We start from the raw sequence: 16,204 nt of genomic DNA, 5'->3' as shown, positions 1-16,204 counted from the left end.
CCATCGGTCAGGGCGCCAGCACGATGTCGACGCGCCGGTTGGCCTGCCGGCCCTCCGCCGTCGTGTTGGGGGCGATCGGGTCGGTGTTGCCGCGCCCTTCGGCGCTCAGGCGGCTGCCGTTGTCCTGTCCGGCGTCGGCGCCCAGAATCTCGGTCATCAGCCGCTGCACCTTGTCGGCCCGCGCTTCCGACAATTCCTGGTTGGACGGGTAGCGCAGCGAACGGATGGCGACGCTGTCGGTGTTGCCGATCACGGCGATCCGGCCCTTCTCGGGGCGCAGCGCCTCGGCCACATGCTTGAACACCTCGACATAGCGCGGCTCGATGCGGTCGCTGCCCGACGCGAAGACGTTCAGCCGGGTACGGACCAGCACGCGGCCGTCGGTGCCGCCGCTGACCTCGACCAGCCCGGCCTTGATGTCGGCGGCCAGCGCCGCCGCGACGCGGTCGGCCACGGTCCGGCTGGGCGGCGGGGCGGGCAGGGTGGCCGGCGCCTCGATCCGCGCGACCTGAACCGGCTTGTCCGGGATCAGCCCGGCCAGCCGGCGATAGGCGGCGTCGGACTGATCGGCCAGGGCGAAGACGAACCAGGCATAGAGCGCCGCCAGCAGCGCCACGATCATCACCGCCGGAACCCACAGCGGGATGGTGGCCGCCAACGGGCGGAACCCGTCGGCCTGCCCGCGCCAATGGGGCGACAGGTCGCGTTCGGCCTCGCCGCGCTGTTTGCGGATGACGCGGTACAGCCGGTCGCGCAGCTTCGCCAGATCGCTGTAGCCGCGCTGCATGACGCGGAACTTGCCCTCGAACCCCAGCGAAACGCAGAGGTAGAACAGCTCCAGCTCCATCAAATGGCGGTCGGGCGCGTCGGCCATCTGGTCGAGCAGGTCGAAGAAGCGCTCGCCGCCCCAGGTCTCCTTCTGGATGGTGGAGACCATGCTCTTGTGCGCCCACAGGCTCTGGCTGCCCCAGGGGGTCGCCAGCACCACGTCGTCCACCGTGGCGCACAGCGCATAGCCGGCATTGCGGATCTGGGCGGCGGGCAGGCCGGCGCGCACCGTCGCCGCCTCGAACCGCTGCATCTCCGCGATCACCCGCTCGCGCAGGGACTCCACGTCGCGGTGCTGGGGCAGGTCGCGCACCCGCACCACCATCGCCAGGATGGGCGCCGCGGCGGTGATCAGCGGGTTGTCGCTGACCGCGGTCAACGCCGTCAGCGCCGCGTCGTCCAGCGGCCGGAAACCGGGGGAGAATGGCGCCTGGACGGGGGCGGACGCGGATGCCGGCGCGGCGGACGGTTTGGCCGATGCGAAGGCGGGCGGCGAGAAGGCCGCCGGCGAGAAAGCTACCGGAGCGGGGGCGGGGGCGGGGGAAAAGGACGGGGCGCCCTGACCGAAGGCGGGCGGCACCAACCCGGCCGCCGGATTGGCGGCAGGACCGCCGGCCGGCGCGGCCGGGCGCTGGAACGCCATCGGCTGCATCACCGTGGCGTCGATGTCGTCCGGTTCGTCGAACGGGTTCTTGTCGGGCGGCGGCCGGACGCTCATGACGGCCCCTTCACGATCAGGTTGTGCTTGGCGGCGGGCGGCTGGTCGGTGGAGACCTTCGGCGCGGGTTCAGCCTTTTCGGCACCGGGCTTTTCCGTCTTCGGCTTCTCTGCATCCGGCTTATCGGCGTCGGCTTTGTCCGCGTCCGGCTTCTCCGCGTCGGGCTTGTCGCCCTTGGCCCCGCCATCGGCGGCTGCGTCCTCGCCGTCCTCGCCATCCTGCCGGACCAGCGAGATGGTGCTGCCCTTGGCGGTCAGGACGAAATTGTTCGCCTTGTTCGGCTCCACCGGCTGCAGGGCGCGCCAGCCGGCTTCCTCATAGGCGCGGAAGGCGGCGGCGATGGCCAGCGTCTTGACGTCCGGCTTGGGCTGGATCGTCACGGTCTGCCTGTTGTCGGGCTGCACCGCCAGTTCCTGCCGGTCGAGCAGGGTGGGGCCGAGCGTTGCCTTGTCCTGGTCCATGACCTGGAAGAAATCGGCGTTGGCGAAAGCGTCGCTTGGACCGAGCTGGTAGAGCCGCAGCATCACCGGCGACGGCCGGCCGCTCGGATCCGGGTTCAGCGCCTTCGCCCCCACCACGGTCAGCCGGATTGTGGTCGGCGGCGGAGGCTTCGGGGCGGAGGAGCAGGCGGCCAGCGCCAGCGCTGCGGCCAGGGCGGCAGCGGACCATGTCGTCTTCCGGATCCGCATCCAGCCGGCAATCCTCTGCATCACCACACCTTTCCCCTTATACGTTCGGGTATAGCAGGGCACGAACGGATGGTCATCCCCAACCAAAGGCGCCGGCGTGACAATTCCTCGACCGCCGGCTGGAGAGGTTGAACCGGGACCGCCAGCGGGACAGACTCGGGGGGAGGGGACGGTCCACAACGAAGCGGCGAATGGAATAAAGCCGATTCGCGCGCTGTTCGTGTTGCGGATCCCCGGGGGATAATTGACGAAGGTACCAACGCCATGCCCACGCTTTGGACCCGGATGAGAGCCGAACTGGGCGACAGCGACGCGCAGTACCGGCTGGCGGAGATGCTGCGGACGGCCGATGTCGTCGCCTCCATCCCCTGGTACCGGCGCGCGGCCCGCCAGGGCCATGTCGCGGCGCAGACCATGCTGGCCTTCCTGCTCGCCAACGGCATCGGCGTGCCGCCAGACCCGCGCCGGGCGGTGTCCTGGTACCGCCGCGCCGCCGCCAAGGGTGATGTTGGGGCGCAGAACAACCTGGGCTTCATGCATGAACATGGCGCCGGCGTGCCGTGCGACCCGGCCAAGGCGGCGCTGTGGTACCGGCTGGCCGCGCTGCAGCATTCGGCCCCCGCCCAGGTCAACCTCGCCCTTCTGCTGCTCGACGGCCGGGGCGTCGACCGCGACGAGGCCGAGGCGGTGCGCTGGCTGCGCGCCGCCGCCGAGCAGGGCCACCCCGCCGCCCAGTACCGCCTGGGCCTGTGCCTGCGCGAGGGGGTGGGCATCGAGCGGGACGCCGCCGAAGCCGCCCTGTGGCTGCAGGCCGCCGCCGCGGCCGGCGACCGCGAAGCGCTGGTGGCGCTGGCCGAACTGCGCCAGACCGTCGTCCCGGCCTGGGCCGGTGGCGCGGAGGAAAGCGGCGCGGAGGATGAGGACGAGGCGATCGAATGGCGGCATCAGGCGGAACGGCGTCCCATGCAGGACGCCCGCGCCGGAGCGATGCCGCCGGGCTGACGCCCGTCCCGACCGGCCCCTGTCATTCGATCACGCCCAGCTTGCGCCAGACCGGCAGGCTGTTGCGCAGGCACCAGTCCATGCTGTCGGCGATCGCCTTGCGGCTGGCGTCGTCGGCATTCTCCGGCGCGGCCAGCCGGCGCATCGCGTGGCCGACCAGCGCGTCCAGCGTCTCCGGCACGCCTTCGCAGAGGCCGTCATAGAGCAGCGCCTCCATCGTGCTGACATGCAGGCCGGCCCCGCCGACCGAGGCGGCGAAGGCGCTGCTCTTGCGACCCTCGCTGGTGGCGAGTTCGTTGGCGGCGGCGCGGTTGTGGGCCAGCACGCCCGGCAGCGGCGTCACGGTCTCGGGCGGGTTCGGCACCGGGATCGCCTGGTTGGAGCCGGTCAGCATGCCGGCGATCTCCACCGCCGACAGGTTGCCGCCGGCCCGCCGCACCTCCGGCAGGTCGATCAGTTCGGCGATGCGGCGCGGGCCGTCGGCCAGCGCGTCGAAGATCGGCTCGTAATGCTTGGCCTCCAGCGTCGCCTCGCCCAGCGGCACCTGGATGGTGGTGCGGGCATCGGCGCGCGGGATGGTCAGCGCCATCGCCATGTCCATCAGCATCGCGTCGCGCTTGGCCACGCTGATGCGCCGGGCGCCGCGCACGAAGACGTCGCGGCGGAAGGGCCGGCCGACGCAATAATCCTTGAAGGTCTCGCGCAGGCTGGGCACGCCGATGGTGTCGAGCGCCTTGCGCTGGTCGGGCGTCAGGGCAAGGTCCGGGTAGTTCTCGAACAGGGTGGCCGAACCGGCATAGGTCAGCTTCGCCTCGCCCAGTTCGCGCGCGACATCCACATGGTAGAGCGGTTGCCAGCTGCCGTTCAGATACTCGTGCGCCAGATAGACCGACTGGTCGGTGGCGCTCTGCGTCTTGGTCTCGCCGCGCAGCTTGCTGAACATCGCCTCGTCGCCCAGGATCTTGGCCCCGGCCTTGTAGAGCTGTTCGGCGAAGTCGAGCCCCGCCTTGACCTGCCGGTCGCTGCGCTCGTGGACCAGCCCGGAATACTCGTAGAGCAGCCGCTGTAGCGGCATCATCGGCGCCCAGCCCGGCATGGCGTTGTAGCTGACATAGACCAGCCCGCCCGGCTTCAGCTTCTTCGCCAGGAAGCGCGCGATGGCGCCACGGTTCATCGGGCTGACCCAGCTGTAGACGCCGTGCAGCGTGACGAAGTCGAACTCCGGCAGCTCCGGCCCCTCGCCGTCGGCCATCTCGGCGAAGCTCGCCTCATGGAAGCTGATGTTGGTCAGGCCGGCGGCCTCGGCGGCATCGCGGGCGCGGGCGATATGGGCGGGGTGGAAGTCCACCGCATGGAACCGCCCCTGCGGGTTGGCCGCCGCGAACAGCGCCACCGTCGTGCCATGGCCGCAGCCGAGTTCGCAATAGTCGAACCCGTTGGCCGTGGATGGCGGGGCGATGCCGTTGATCAGGCAGCTCAGCGTCAGATGCGCCGGCCCCTGTTCACGGTAGAAGCCCGGCAGATATTCGATGTCCGACACATAGCCGGCGCTCCAGTCGCTCATTGGGTCCTCGTTGGTCTACGGGGTGCGGAGTTTGCGGTGCCCCCTCCCCAACCCTCCCCCGCTTCGCGGGAGAGGGGGCAAGTTGTCCCTCTCCCGCGAAGCGGGGGAGGGAGGGACCCACGCGCAAGCGTGGGAGGGAGGGGGCACCGCGCCCGCACGCCTCACAAATCCTGCATCGGAAACACGGCGTCCTTGCGCTCGACCGGGCTTGGCGCGTGCAGCACCCAGCCGTTCCAGCCCAGCCGCGTGGCGTCGCGGTCGTCCTCCCCGGCGGCCAGCCGGGCGCCCGGCACCTCCGGCGCCTGCAACGTCACCTGAAGCTCGAAATCCAGCTCCGGCCCGACATACATGCGCACCAGATCCCGCAGCTTCCGGAACTCGCGGCCTTCCGGCATGAAATCGCGGAACTGGTCATGGTTCAGCGGGCCGATGCGCAGGCGGAACTTGCCCTGGACGTCCCAGGCGCGGTCGCCGGCCAACGCGTCGATGCCCAGCCGGCAATGCCGGCCCTCCGGTTCGGCCAGCGTCGGCAGCCGGGTCTGCCCGTCCGCGGCGATGGGCAGCCAGCCGCCGACGAAGCTCTCCACCGTCACCGGCCGGCCGAGGAAGTCCGACAGCATCTCCTGCAGATCGACGGCCGAGCGGGTCCCGCGCGACATCAGCCCGGAATAGTGCAGGAGCGTCTCGTCCTCCACCACCAGCCGCTTGGTCAGCGACGGCTGGCCGATGCCGACGAAGCTGGACAGCGTGGTGCTGACCGGATCGGGCTCGCGCGATCCTTGACCCCGCTCGAAGGAAACCGGCAGCCGGTATTTGGCCCAGGCGCGGTAGAACAGCGAGAAGCTGCGGTGATGGAAGACGTCGAAGAAGTCGCGCAGGGAGCGGTTCCGCTCGCGCAGACTGCGGATCATGATCTCGGTGTAGTGCTGCGGCAGCACGCCCAGCGGCCCGACCAGCCCGAGGAAGGCGCCGACCACCGTCGGCGGCCGGCCATCCTGGCCCGGCTCCGCCCCCGCCACCTGATTGCCGGGGAAGGTCAGCGAGGTTTCGGCGCGCAGGCGCACCACCTCCTCGCGCGGGTCATGGTCATGGCCCACGGCGTGGCGGCGGGCGTTGCGCGGGTCGCGCGCATCGCGCCGTGCCTGCCATTCCAGCACCCGCACCGCCTGGAAGAAGTCGAAGCGGTGGGGGGTGCGGAACAGCCGGTCGATCACAGAAGCGGGCGGTTGCCGGCGCGGGCGGGCCATGTGCGGAGCACTCCGGTGCGGCCCTTGACCGTAGCGGTCAGCCGCGTGAAGGAATTGATCGAGCAGTACAGCCCCAGGAAATGGTCGAGGATCATCGCCAGCAGGAACATGCCGCTGCCGCTGAAGCGCTGCGGGTCGAATTCGATGCCGACATCGATGCCGCGGCAGATGGCGTCGCCCCAGGCGACGTCGCCCGGCCGCGACGGCGCCCGCGCGGTGCCGCGCTTGGTCGTCACCTTGACGAGACCGTCGGCGATGCCGCGCGTCTCGGCCGAATCCCGGAAGTCGTAGAGCCGCAGGATCTCGCGCAGCGCCTCCGTCCCCTCCGCCCCGCCGGAAATCGACAGGTGGTTGAGCAGCAGGTGGGAGACGAGACGCCAGCGGTGCCCCTTGCGTTCGGCGATGCGCAAGGTGGGCGTCGGCGGCGTCAGGCAGGCGACACCGGCCACTGCCGCCATCCCCTCCATCAGCTTCAGGTGCGGATGGCCGCCGCCATAGGGCAGTTGCGACGGCAGATCGCGGTTCAGGCAGGTCGTCTCGACCGACAGCACCGATTCCGCCGGGCTGGACGGGTCGAAATCGAGATCGACCAGCGCCAGATGCACCTCCGTTCCCGGATCGCGACCGCCGGCCGGGCGGCGGCTGGCGGTGAAATAGGTGCGGCTGACCGCCTCCACCCCGCCGTGGCGCAGGCCGTAGAAGGGCAGGAAGCGCCGCTGCTTGCCGTCGGGATCGGTGGCCAGCACGCTGTCGACCGAATAGACCTCCAGCGCGCCGGGACGGCGGGCGTCGGGGACCACCCGGTGCTCGTGCTGGGTCTGGGTCAGCGCCACCGGCTCCGCCCGCTGGCGGAACAGGTTGACCACCGGGGTGCAGCCCAGGGCGAAATTGTCCTTCGACACCGCGCGTTCCATGTCGCCGTCGGTGCTGTTCAGATAGATGAAGATCTCCAGCGTGTTGCCGGCACGGCGCAGCACCTTCGGCGAGATGTTCAGGTCGAAGAACAGGAATTTTTCGGGAAAGGCGAAATATTCGGTCAGCAGCCGATAGCCGCCATGGGAGCGGGCGGGGTAGGGCAGCATGCCCTCCTCGTCGCCGAAACCGACCGGGCGGATGGCGTCGGGGCCGAGGATTACCGCGTTCGGGTCATGCGGATCGTCGGCCAGTGCGACCGAGACAGTGTTGTTGAAGATCAGTTCATGCAGGGCATAGACCTGCTGCGGCTGGCCGCGCAGGAAGAAGCGCAGGGTTTCCGGACCCAACTCGGTGAAGGTCATCTCCGGCACACGGCAGCGCAAGGTCAGCCGCAACGCCGCCACCGCGTCGCCCGCACGCGGGTTGGGCGGCGCCACCAGCGGCCGGCCGCTCAGCACCGCCTGATCCAGATCGACCGGCCACAGCGTCGCCGGATAGACGGTGCGGAAACGGCAGGTCTCGCCGCGCAACGCCTCGGTCTCCAGCTCCGTCCCCTTCGGCACGGTGTGGGCGCCGGTCAGGTCGGGGCTGCTCCGCATCTGGACCACCGCCATCGACGGGATCGGCGCCAGATAATGCGGATAGAGCACGTCGAGCAGCGTGTCGACCAGCTCCGGATATTCGTCGTCCAGCTTACGGCTGATGCGGGCGTTGAGGAAGGCGACGCCCTCCAGCAGCCGGGCGACATGCGGGTCCTCCACCGCGTCGGCACTCAGCCGCAGCCGGCCGGCGATCTTCGGATGCGCCTCCGAGAACTCCGCCGCCATGCGGCGCAGATAGGTCAGCTCGCGGTTGTAGTATGGGAGGAGTTCGTCAGCCACGGGCCTTGCTCGTCACGGTGACCATGTTGGAGGTGGGATCGACCACCGAATCGAAGACCATCGGCTCGGGCGCCGGATCGGCATGGATCAGCGCCTCGATCCGGAAGCGCAGCGTGCGGTCCGCGGGGTCGCTGTTCTCGACCATGCTCACCGCAAGTTGGGCGAAGCGCGGCTCCCACCGCCGGATCGCCGCCTCGATCTGCGCCACCACCTCGCGCCGGCGGGATTCGGTGCCGACATTCTCGACCAGCAGGTCGTGGCAGCCATAGCCGAGGATCGAGTCCGCCAGTTCCGTCAGGTCATCCGGCCAGCCCAGCACCCGCCGCCGGGTGTTCAGCAGGTTCTCCAGGTCGCGCCGGATCGCCGCCCGCAGATCCGCCACGGTGTGCGGCCGCGGCGCCATGTGCTCCGGCGTGTCGTCGAGCAGACGGTCCAGGACGGACAGGGTGATGGACTGGTTGCGATCCATGAAGTGGCTTTCCTATGCAGGGGGATCCCGCCCCCTCCCTAACCCTCCCCCGCTTCGCGGGAGAGGGGACTGCCGCTGAACTTCCGCAAAACTCCTACCCCCTCTCCCGCCGCAGGCGGGGGAGGGATGGGGATGGGGCACCCGGCCCGCGCTTCCTCACACCGCCCCCGAAAACTCCAGCGTGCCCAACTGCATCATCGGCACCGCCTCTTCCCCCACCAGGAAGCAGCGCTGACCCTGGCCGCGCACCGGCGCGTCCTCCGACCATTCCGTCACCCGGCCCAGCTTCACCGCGGGGTCGGCATCGGCGGGCGCGCCGGCGTACAGCGCCGGCAGATAGACCTCGCCGTCCGGGCCGCCGCGCACCGTCATGTGGGCCGGGCGCCACAGCAGGTCGCGCGGCCGTTCGGGGGCGCGGAACTCGACCAGTTCCACCGTCTCGGTGGCGATCCAGAAATACTTGCCGGTGCTGGTGAAGACCTCGAAGAAGCCGCCGGCCAGATCGTCCAGGTCGCGGAAATCCTCGAACGGCGTGCCGTCATGGCTGCCGGACACCGGCGGGCGCATCTCCTCCGCCTGGGCCAGCTTCGCCACCGCATCGGCGGTGTCACCGGCGCGGAGCGCCACCAGCGCCTCCAGATGCAGGCGCAGATGGTCGGCGGGCTGGTCGATGAACTCCGGCACGCGGCCGTCGGCGAACAGCTGGCCCCGCGCCTGCTCGGCGCGTACCAGCTGGCGGAACAGCGCCATGGTGACGGCGACCTGCGGTTCCTGCGTGCCGATGGTGTCGAGCTGCAGGTCGGCGCGCTCCAGGTTGCCGGCGAAGCTCAGCAGCTCGGCCAGGAAGACGCGGCGGTCGAGATCGGTCGGCTTCTTCTTGATCTCGCCGTTCAGCGCGGTGATCGCCTCATCGAGGCGGCCCGCCTGGAACAGCTGGGCTGCGGTTTCGCTCATGATCGGTTTCTCCCCTGGATGGAACGCCTGACCTCGCCGGTATCGCCGGGTCACGCCGCTCCGCCGGTTTGGGCCAGCTCCGTCACCAGCTTGAAGGTCGAGAAGACCTGATCGAGCTGGAAGTGCGGCCGTAGATGGATGACGCATTGATAGTTGCCGGGCTTGCCCGGAATGGCGCGGACCTGGATGCTGCCCTCGCGCAAGGGATAGCGCGCCTTCTGGTCCAGGCTGGCATCGTCGTTGCCCAGGCAATAGCCGTGCAGCCAGCTCTGCAGATCGCGCTCGCATTCCTCCGGCGTGACGAAGGCGCCGACGCGGTCGCGCACCATCACCTTCAGGAAATGGGCGAAGCGCGCCACGCAGAACATGTAGCGCATCATGGCCGACAGCCGGGCGTTGGCGGTCGCCGTCATGTTGGTGTACTGCCCGACCCGCTGGACCGACTGGTTGCCGTAGAAGACCAGATAGGGCGTGTCCTTGCAGCGGCTGACCGGGATGAAGCCGAGATCGTCCAGATCCCGTTCCAACTGGTCGGAGATCGAGACCTCGACCGAGAATTTCTGCGCCACCTTGGTGGCGTCGGTGGCGAAATCCGGCACCACCAGTTCGGTCACCAGCCCGCCGCCGACCACGTCGCGTTGCGCGCCGCGGATGTCGGCGAACCAGCCGTGATGCAGGAAGGAGCGGATCAGCACGGTGCCGAAGGCGTAGACCGCGTTGCCCCAGCAATGGTCCTCCAGCCGCATTCCACCTTCACCGCCCAGCGATTCTTCGCGGTAGCGGAAGCCGTGGCGGGCCTGCGGATCGTCGCCATAGGGCTCGCGCATCAGCACGCGTGGAAGCGCGACGCCGATGAAGCGCGAATCCTCGGTCTCCTGGAAGCGGTGCCAGCGCTGGTATTCCGTCTGCCGCAGCACCGATTTCAGGTCCAGCGGCAGGCCAAGCTCGTGGAAGGTCTCCAGCCCGAACAGCTCCGGCGCGGCCCCGACGATGGCCGGGGCGAAAGCCGCGGCGGCGACCTGGGCCAGCCCCTTCAGGCCGGACACGTCATCGGTCGGCCGTTCCTTGGTCGGACGGTGTTGCACCGCATAGTCGCACAGCAGCACGCCGAACGGACGGCCGCCGGGCATGCCGAATTCGTCGCTGTAGACCTTGTTGAACAGCTGGCTCTGGTCGAACTCGATGGCGCGTTCCTGGTCGCGGCACAGTTCGGCCCAGGTCAGGTTCAACAGCCGCAGAACCACCGTCTCGGCGGTCTGCGCCTGCTTCACCAGCGTCCGCACCCCGCGCCACGACGCCTCCAGCGATTGGAAACGCTTGTGATGCAGGATGGCGTTGACCTGTTCGGACAGCAGCGTGTCGATGGCCGCGATGTCGCGGTCGAGCGCGGCGCGCAGCGTGTCCAGGCTGTCGTAGACGGGAAGGGTGATCCCGAACCAGAGCCGAAGCGCCTCGCCCGGCCCTTTCGCCGCCAGAAAGGCGTCGAGCAGGCCGGGGTCGTCGCGGCCGATCGCCATGTCGACCGCCCGCAGACGCAACGGCCGTTCAAGGACCGTCGCCTCCGCGTCGTCGGCATGAAATTCGGCCGCTGCCTCGATCATGCGGCTATCAGCCGGCCTGCGGGATGCGGGCGACCATGCGCATGGAGGTGGTCAGTTCCTCCATCTGCAGCCACGGGCGCATCCAGGCGACGGCGTTGTAGGAGCCGGGCTTGCCCGGGATCTCCTTCACCTGCACCTTGGCTTCGGCCAGCGGGTACTTCGCCTTCATCTCCTGGCCCGCGGCTTCGTTGCCGTTGACGTAGTTCAGGATCCAGCGGTTCAGCCACGCCTCGCAGTCGCTCGCCTCCATGAAGGAGCCGATCTTGTCGCGCGCCATGATCTTCAGGTAATGGGCGAAACGGGAGGTCGCCATGATGTAGGGCAGGCGGGCGGAGATCGCGGCGTTCGCGGTCGCCTCCGGCCGGTCGTACTTCTTGGGCTTCTGCGTCGTCTGGGCGCCGAAGAAGACGGCGTAGTCCTGGTTCTTGTAGTGGCAGAGCGGCAGGAAGCCCAGCTTCGACAGCTCGGCCTCGCGGCGGTCGGTGATGCCGATCTCGGTCGGGCACTTGGCGTCGCTGTCGCCGTCGTCGGAGGTGAAGGTGTGGAAGGGCAGGTTCTCCACCTTGCCGCCGCCCTCGGCGCCGCGGATGGCCGTGCACCAGCCATACTGCGAGAAGGCGTTGGTCAGGCGCTGGCCCATCGCGTAGGAGGCGTTCATCCAGCAATAGTCGTTGTGCGCCATCGGCCGGGCGATGCCGCCCTCGTACGGGGCCTCCTCGTACTCGAACTCCTCGACCGGCTTGGTGTTGGCGCCGTAGGGCATGCGGGCCAGCACGCGCGGCATGGTCAGCGTGACGAAGCGGCTGTCGTCGCTCTCGCGGAAGCTGCGCCACTTGGTGTATTCGACGCTGTCGAAGATCTTCTCAAGGTCGCGCGGCTTCGACAGCTCGGTCATGTCCTCGAAGCCGAACAGCTTGGGGCTGGCGGCGGAGATGAAGGGCGCGAAGGCGGCGGCCGCGACGTTGGAGACGCCGGTCAGCAGCTCCATGTCGTCGGGGTGGTTGGTGAACTCGTAGTCGCCGATCAGGGCGCCGTAGGGTTCGCCGCCGGCGATGCCGAACTCGTTCTCGTAGATCTTCTTGAACAGGTTGCTCTGGTCGAACTCGACCGCCTTCGAGATGTCCTTGTACAGGTCCTTCTTCGGGCAGTTCATGACGCGGATCTTGAGCGTCGAGCCCGTCTCCGAGTTCATGACCAGGTAGTTCAGGCCGCGCCACGATCCTTCCAGCTTCTGGAACTTCTCGTGGTGCATGATGGCGTTGAGCTGCTTGCTGATCTTGGCGTCGATCGCGGCGATCGCCTTGTTGATCGTCTGGCCCAGGTTCTTGTTGAAGGTGACCGTGCCGGCCAGCGCTTCCTGGGTCAGGGTGCGCAGCAGCTCCTGCGCACGGTCCGGCTCGGTCTGCTTGGTGGCGGCGATGGCCTGGTCGAGGATCGAGAGGCCGGTACCTTCGGCAACGGCGCCGGTAGCGCCTGCGCCCTGGGTCTGAGCGTCGCTCATGGGATCAGCCCTCCTTCGTCTCGGTGCCGAGCTCGCCGCTCAGCGTCTTCAGCTCGTCGGTGTTCTGCAGCACGCGCTCCAGCAGACCTTCCAGCTCTTCCGAGCGGTCGGCCTTGCTCAGCAGGTCGCGCAGCTGGTTGCGGGTCTCCAGCAGCTTGCGCAGCGGCTCGACCTGCTGCACGACGCGGCCCGGCTCGAAATCCTCCATCGACTTGAAGGCGAGATCGACCGACAGCTGGGTGCCGTCGTCGGCCAGGGTGTTGTCGACCTTCATCTTCAGGCCGGGCGTCATGCGGGCCATGACGTCGTTGAAGTTGTCGCGGTCGATCTGAATGAACTTGCGGTCCTTCAGCGGCTTCAGCGGCTCGGTCGGATCGCCCGAGAAGTCGCCGAGGACGCCCACGACGAAGGGCAGCTCCTTGACGACGGTCGCGCCTTCGGTCTCGACGTCGTAGGTGATGTGGACGCGGGGCTTGCGCACGCGATCCAGCTTCTGGTGGATACTCGCCATGTGATCGGACCTCCCTGCTCACGCCGTAGGATAGGCGATGATCGTCAATACCCGGATTGCTCTGCCGGCGGCGGCGCCTTGGCGCCGGAGGCGATGAAGAACTGCCGCCGCGTTTCCTCGTCGGTGATGAGTTCCTGCAAAAGCTCCTGCAGCGACATGCGGCCGCGGCGCACCACCTCCTCCAGCGTGTAGGAGATGGGGGAATGGGGTTCCGTCTTGCGGAAGAAATCGGCGACCTGCAAGAGGACCTTGAAGGCCTCCTCGCGCGTTGTCACAGCCCCGCTGGCCTGGACCTTCGCGGTCGCGGCCACTGCCCCGCCGCCGGTCGCCACCAGTTCGGTCGATCCCGAAGGGCTGTCGGCCGCCGCCGGCTCGTCGCCGGACAGGGTCGCCAAACGGTCGCGCGCGGCGTAGTTCACTGCGTCCAGCGCCGCCGTCAGCACGTTGCGGATGTTGCCCGCGGGCGGCGAATCGTAGCCGGCCTTGTCGTACAGGGTCTTGCCCAGCGCCTCGAATTCGTCGATGGCGCCCTGGATGTCCTCGACCAGCGTCTTGAACTCCGGCGCCGGCGTCTCGCGCACGCTCTGCTCGAACTGCTCCCAGGTGACGGCGCCGTTGTCGATTCGCGCCTGTCGGCGCGCCTCGTCGGTGATCTTCGCCAGCTCGATGGCCTGTTCGTACTGCCAGAGCGAATAGGGGATGTCCCCCATCGTCAGCGGCACCTTGCGGATCGGCTGGATCAGCGTGCCGTCGGCCGATTCGCCGTTCAGGCCGGTCAGCGGCCCGACGCGGGTGGCGATGCCGTCCTCGTCCGGCGCGGGATACAGACCGTCCCAGAACCGCTCCACCAGGCCGCGGGCCAGCGCGAAGCCGTCTCGCAGACCGGCATAGCCCTCCGCCCGCAGCAGCGCCTCGATGAACCAGGCGGTGACCTCGAGGTCCTTCGCCTGGGTGCGCAGGATTCTGGGGCTGACCTCCAGGATGGTGCGCCATTCGGGCAGCAGCCCGCCGGCGTCGTCCTCCACATCCATGGAGCGTTCCGCGGCGCGGGCGGCGCTGCGCGCATCCTTCACCGTGTAATAATCGGCCGAGGCATTCTCGCGCAGGTCGATTCCGGATTCGGAATCACCCTCGATCGGCTGCAGAAGCTCTTCAATGTCGAAAATTTGCGGTGACGCCATGTAAGGAGAACACCCTTTCCGCATTCATATGAAGGAAGCGATAGTCGACCGCCGACTCTCCCGCGAGTTTGGGAGCAAGCGTTCGAGCCGCAAAATTGATAGCGTTACTTACAACGGTTCGACAAGGCTATTCGTCATGGTAGGCCTGGACGAACGAAATATTGCAGATGCGTAACAAATTAGCCGGTGGGCTACCCAGACAAGCTTGACGAAACGCAATTGCGGATGAATGCTGCCGGTCTGACGTCGGAACGAAGCCCCTCGGGATGCCTTTTGCGATGACTCCTGGCGCCAATCCGTACAACCCGCAAGGCATGGCCATGGGCCCGCCGGCCGATGTGGCCGTGCCCGTCGAGACCGCCATGCCCGTGCTGGTGGAAAAGCGCGACGCCACCGGCCGGCTGTTGGCACGGGTCGGCATCGCCGCCGGGATGCTGGAGGGACCCTGCTTCTTCTATGCGGAGGATGGCGAGACGGTGGTGTCCCGGATGATGTTCCGCGCCGGCCGTCCGCTTCTGCCGCAACCGCCGGGCGTCCCGTCGCCCTTCCTGTCCGGCAGCCCGGTGGCTGCCGGCGAATCGCCTTTCTGACCGGCCGGAGTCACCAGGATGCCGCCCGCCGCCCGCCTTGGCGACCTGATCAAGCAGGACACGCCGCACTGCCACGCACCGATCCACCCGCCGGCCCCGGTGCCGGCGCCGGCACCCCATCCGGGCCTGCCGCTGGCGATCATCCTGGGCAGTCCGACGGTGCTGATCGGCAAGATGCCGGCAGCGCGGCTGACGGACATCTCCGCCCCCTGCGTTCTGCCCGGCTGCATTCCCGCCGGTCCCGGCATGATCTCGCAAGGGTCCGGCACCGTTCTCATCAACAGCCTGCCGGCTGCCCGGATCAATGACATGACCGCACACACCAGCTGCGTCGCCCCGATCCCCGCACCGGTCGGCAAGGTGCTGCCGCCCGGCTGCCCCACCGTCATCATCGGCGGCTGACCGCATGCGCCTCGGCCATTTCGAGAGCCTGCGCCCGGTCTGCCCGCGCTGCCTCGCCACCGGCGGAGCCGCGGTGCCGCTGGTGCTGGGCATGGTGGAGGAGGCGACGGCGGAGGATGTGCGCTGGGGCACTCTGGTGTGCGGCGACGCCGCCTGCGCCATGGAATATCCCATCGTCGACGGCGTTCCGATCCTGGTTCCCGACCTGCGCGGCTGGATGGCCGCCAACGGTCATCTGCTGACCACGCGCACCGACCTGCCGGCGGCGATGGAGGGTGTGCTGGGCGACGGCTTCGGCCCCGACAGCGCCTTCAACGCCACGCGCCAGCACCTGTCCAGCTATGGCTGGGACCATTACGGCGACCTCGACCCCGAGACGCCGCCGGGCGAGGCGGGGTCGGTGGTGCGCTGTCTCGACGCCGGGCTGGATCGGCTGGGTGCGCTGCCGGCCGGGCCGGTGCTGGATCTCGGCTGCGGCGCCGGACGGACCAGCTTCGAACTGGCCGAACGGACCGGCGGTCTCGTGGTCGGGCTCGACCTGCACTGGCCGCTGCTGATGCTGGCGCGGCGGGTGATGGAACGGGGGGAGGCGGTCTTTCCGCTGCGCCGTTCCGGCATCGCCTATGACCGCCGGCGGATCGAGGCCCGGTTCACCGGGGCGGAGCGGGTCGATTTCTGGATCGGCGATGCGATGTTCCCGCCCTTCGCGCCACGGCGATTCGCCCTGGTCGCTGCGATGAACGTACTGGACTGCGTGGCCTCGCCGCCGGCGCTTCTGCGCGCGATCGACGGGGCGGTGGCGGACGGCGGCGGCGCGATTCTGGCGACGCCCTTCGACTGGTCGACGCAGGCGACCCCGGTGGAGGCCTGGCTCGGCGGCCATTCCCAGCGCGGCGACGATGCCGGCCGCTGCGAAGCGGTGCTGGCCCGGCTGCTGACGCCGGGGGCCCATCCGCAATCGGTCGGGCGGCTGCACGCCGAGGGAGAAGCCCTGGACATGCCATGGACCGTTCGTATGCATGACCGCGCATGCATGCAATATCTTGCGCATATCGTCATGTTGCGGGCGTGAAACGGGCAAGTCGCGGAGTGACAATCCGTCTGCTGCGAGGTATCGCAGTGGATTTTTTGAAATGGCTTGGCCACAGTTC

15 protein-coding genes are annotated in these 16,204 nt (G+C 68.8%); 4 read left to right on the top strand and 11 right to left on the bottom strand.

Translation table 11 applies throughout. The annotated features are described in order from the left end of the window. Positions 1 to 7: 7 nt before the first annotated feature. The gene (icmH, locus tag FZ029_RS00635) at positions 8 to 1,546 is read right to left on the bottom strand and encodes a type IVB secretion system protein IcmH/DotU (RefSeq protein ID WP_149267606.1); all 1,539 of its coding nucleotides are present in this window, start codon (positions 1,544 to 1,546) and stop codon (positions 8 to 10) included. Next, a complete protein-coding gene (tssJ, locus tag FZ029_RS00630; RefSeq protein ID WP_247892082.1) occupies positions 1,543 to 2,256 on the bottom strand; it encodes a type VI secretion system lipoprotein TssJ in 714 nt (237 codons plus the stop codon). Before tssJ ends, icmH begins: the two co-directional genes overlap by 4 nt. A 243-nt stretch (positions 2,257 to 2,499) precedes the next feature. Between tssJ and FZ029_RS00625 the strand changes: the two genes are divergently transcribed. Continuing rightward, the gene (locus FZ029_RS00625) at positions 2,500 to 3,237 is read left to right on the top strand and encodes a tetratricopeptide repeat protein (RefSeq protein ID WP_149267604.1); all 738 of its coding nucleotides are present in this window, start codon (positions 2,500 to 2,502) and stop codon (positions 3,235 to 3,237) included. 22 nt (positions 3,238 to 3,259) lie between these two features. On the opposite strand, the gene FZ029_RS00620 is transcribed toward FZ029_RS00625, so the two are convergent. From FZ029_RS00620 to tssA, 9 genes are all read right to left on the bottom strand, one after another. Then, entirely contained in the window at positions 3,260 to 4,801 is a 1,542-nt protein-coding gene (locus FZ029_RS00620) for a class I SAM-dependent methyltransferase (protein WP_149267603.1), read from the bottom strand. A 161-nt stretch (positions 4,802 to 4,962) separates the two neighbouring features. Further along, positions 4,963 to 6,048 (bottom strand): type VI secretion system baseplate subunit TssG, encoded by a 1,086-nt coding sequence (gene tssG, locus FZ029_RS00615; RefSeq protein ID WP_149267602.1) that lies wholly within the window; start codon positions 6,046 to 6,048, stop codon positions 4,963 to 4,965. After that, positions 6,012 to 7,844, bottom strand: coding sequence for a type VI secretion system baseplate subunit TssF (tssF, locus tag FZ029_RS00610; RefSeq protein ID WP_149267601.1), 1,833 nt, complete (start codon positions 7,842 to 7,844; stop codon positions 6,012 to 6,014). The genes tssG and tssF overlap by 37 nt, the downstream gene beginning before the upstream one ends. Continuing rightward, on the bottom strand, positions 7,837 to 8,313 hold the full coding sequence (gene tssE, locus FZ029_RS00605) for a type VI secretion system baseplate subunit TssE (protein WP_085089694.1): 477 nt from the start codon (positions 8,311 to 8,313) through the stop codon (positions 7,837 to 7,839). The genes tssF and tssE overlap by 8 nt, the downstream gene beginning before the upstream one ends. A 156-nt stretch (positions 8,314 to 8,469) precedes the next feature. Beyond that, on the bottom strand, positions 8,470 to 9,267 hold the full coding sequence (locus tag FZ029_RS00600; protein ID WP_149267600.1) for a type VI secretion system accessory protein TagJ: 798 nt from the start codon (positions 9,265 to 9,267) through the stop codon (positions 8,470 to 8,472). Between the two features lie 50 nt (positions 9,268 to 9,317). Further along, positions 9,318 to 10,868: a type VI secretion system contractile sheath large subunit gene (gene tssC, locus FZ029_RS00595; RefSeq protein ID WP_149267599.1), complete on the bottom strand. Its 1,551-nt coding sequence runs from the start codon at positions 10,866 to 10,868 to the stop codon at positions 9,318 to 9,320. Positions 10,869 to 10,875: 7 nt separating this feature from the next. Next, positions 10,876 to 12,369, bottom strand: coding sequence for a type VI secretion system contractile sheath large subunit (gene tssC, locus FZ029_RS00590; RefSeq protein WP_149267598.1), 1,494 nt, complete (start codon positions 12,367 to 12,369; stop codon positions 10,876 to 10,878). Positions 12,370 to 12,373: 4 nt separating this feature from the next. Then, positions 12,374 to 12,880 carry a type VI secretion system contractile sheath small subunit gene (gene tssB, locus FZ029_RS00585; protein WP_149267597.1) on the bottom strand — a complete coding sequence of 169 codons (507 nt, stop codon included), beginning with the start codon at positions 12,878 to 12,880 and terminating at the stop codon, positions 12,374 to 12,376. A 44-nt stretch (positions 12,881 to 12,924) separates the two neighbouring features. Then, positions 12,925 to 14,061 (bottom strand): type VI secretion system protein TssA, encoded by a 1,137-nt coding sequence (gene tssA, locus FZ029_RS00580; RefSeq protein ID WP_149267596.1) that lies wholly within the window; start codon positions 14,059 to 14,061, stop codon positions 12,925 to 12,927. Positions 14,062 to 14,339: 278 nt separating this feature from the next. Between tssA and FZ029_RS00575 the strand changes: the two genes are divergently transcribed. The 3 genes from FZ029_RS00575 to FZ029_RS00565 are packed head-to-tail and all read left to right on the top strand — an operon-like array spanning position 14,340 to position 16,125. Beyond that, on the top strand, positions 14,340 to 14,651 hold the full coding sequence (locus FZ029_RS00575) for a hypothetical protein (RefSeq protein WP_149267595.1): 312 nt from the start codon (positions 14,340 to 14,342) through the stop codon (positions 14,649 to 14,651). A gap of 18 nt (positions 14,652 to 14,669) precedes the next feature. Beyond that, positions 14,670 to 15,053, top strand: coding sequence for a PAAR domain-containing protein (locus FZ029_RS00570; RefSeq protein WP_085089687.1), 384 nt, complete (start codon positions 14,670 to 14,672; stop codon positions 15,051 to 15,053). Between the two features lie 4 nt (positions 15,054 to 15,057). Continuing rightward, a complete protein-coding gene (locus tag FZ029_RS00565) occupies positions 15,058 to 16,125 on the top strand; it encodes a methyltransferase domain-containing protein (RefSeq protein WP_149267594.1) in 1,068 nt (355 codons plus the stop codon). The last annotated feature ends 79 nt before the right edge of the window (positions 16,126 to 16,204 follow it).

This window comes from Azospirillum sp. Sh1 (assembly GCF_008365135.1).
GTDB lineage: Bacteria > Pseudomonadota > Alphaproteobacteria > Azospirillales > Azospirillaceae > Azospirillum > Azospirillum oryzae.
Note: the sequence above shows the minus strand (reverse complement) of the source record. Positions and strands in the feature narration are given on the sequence as shown.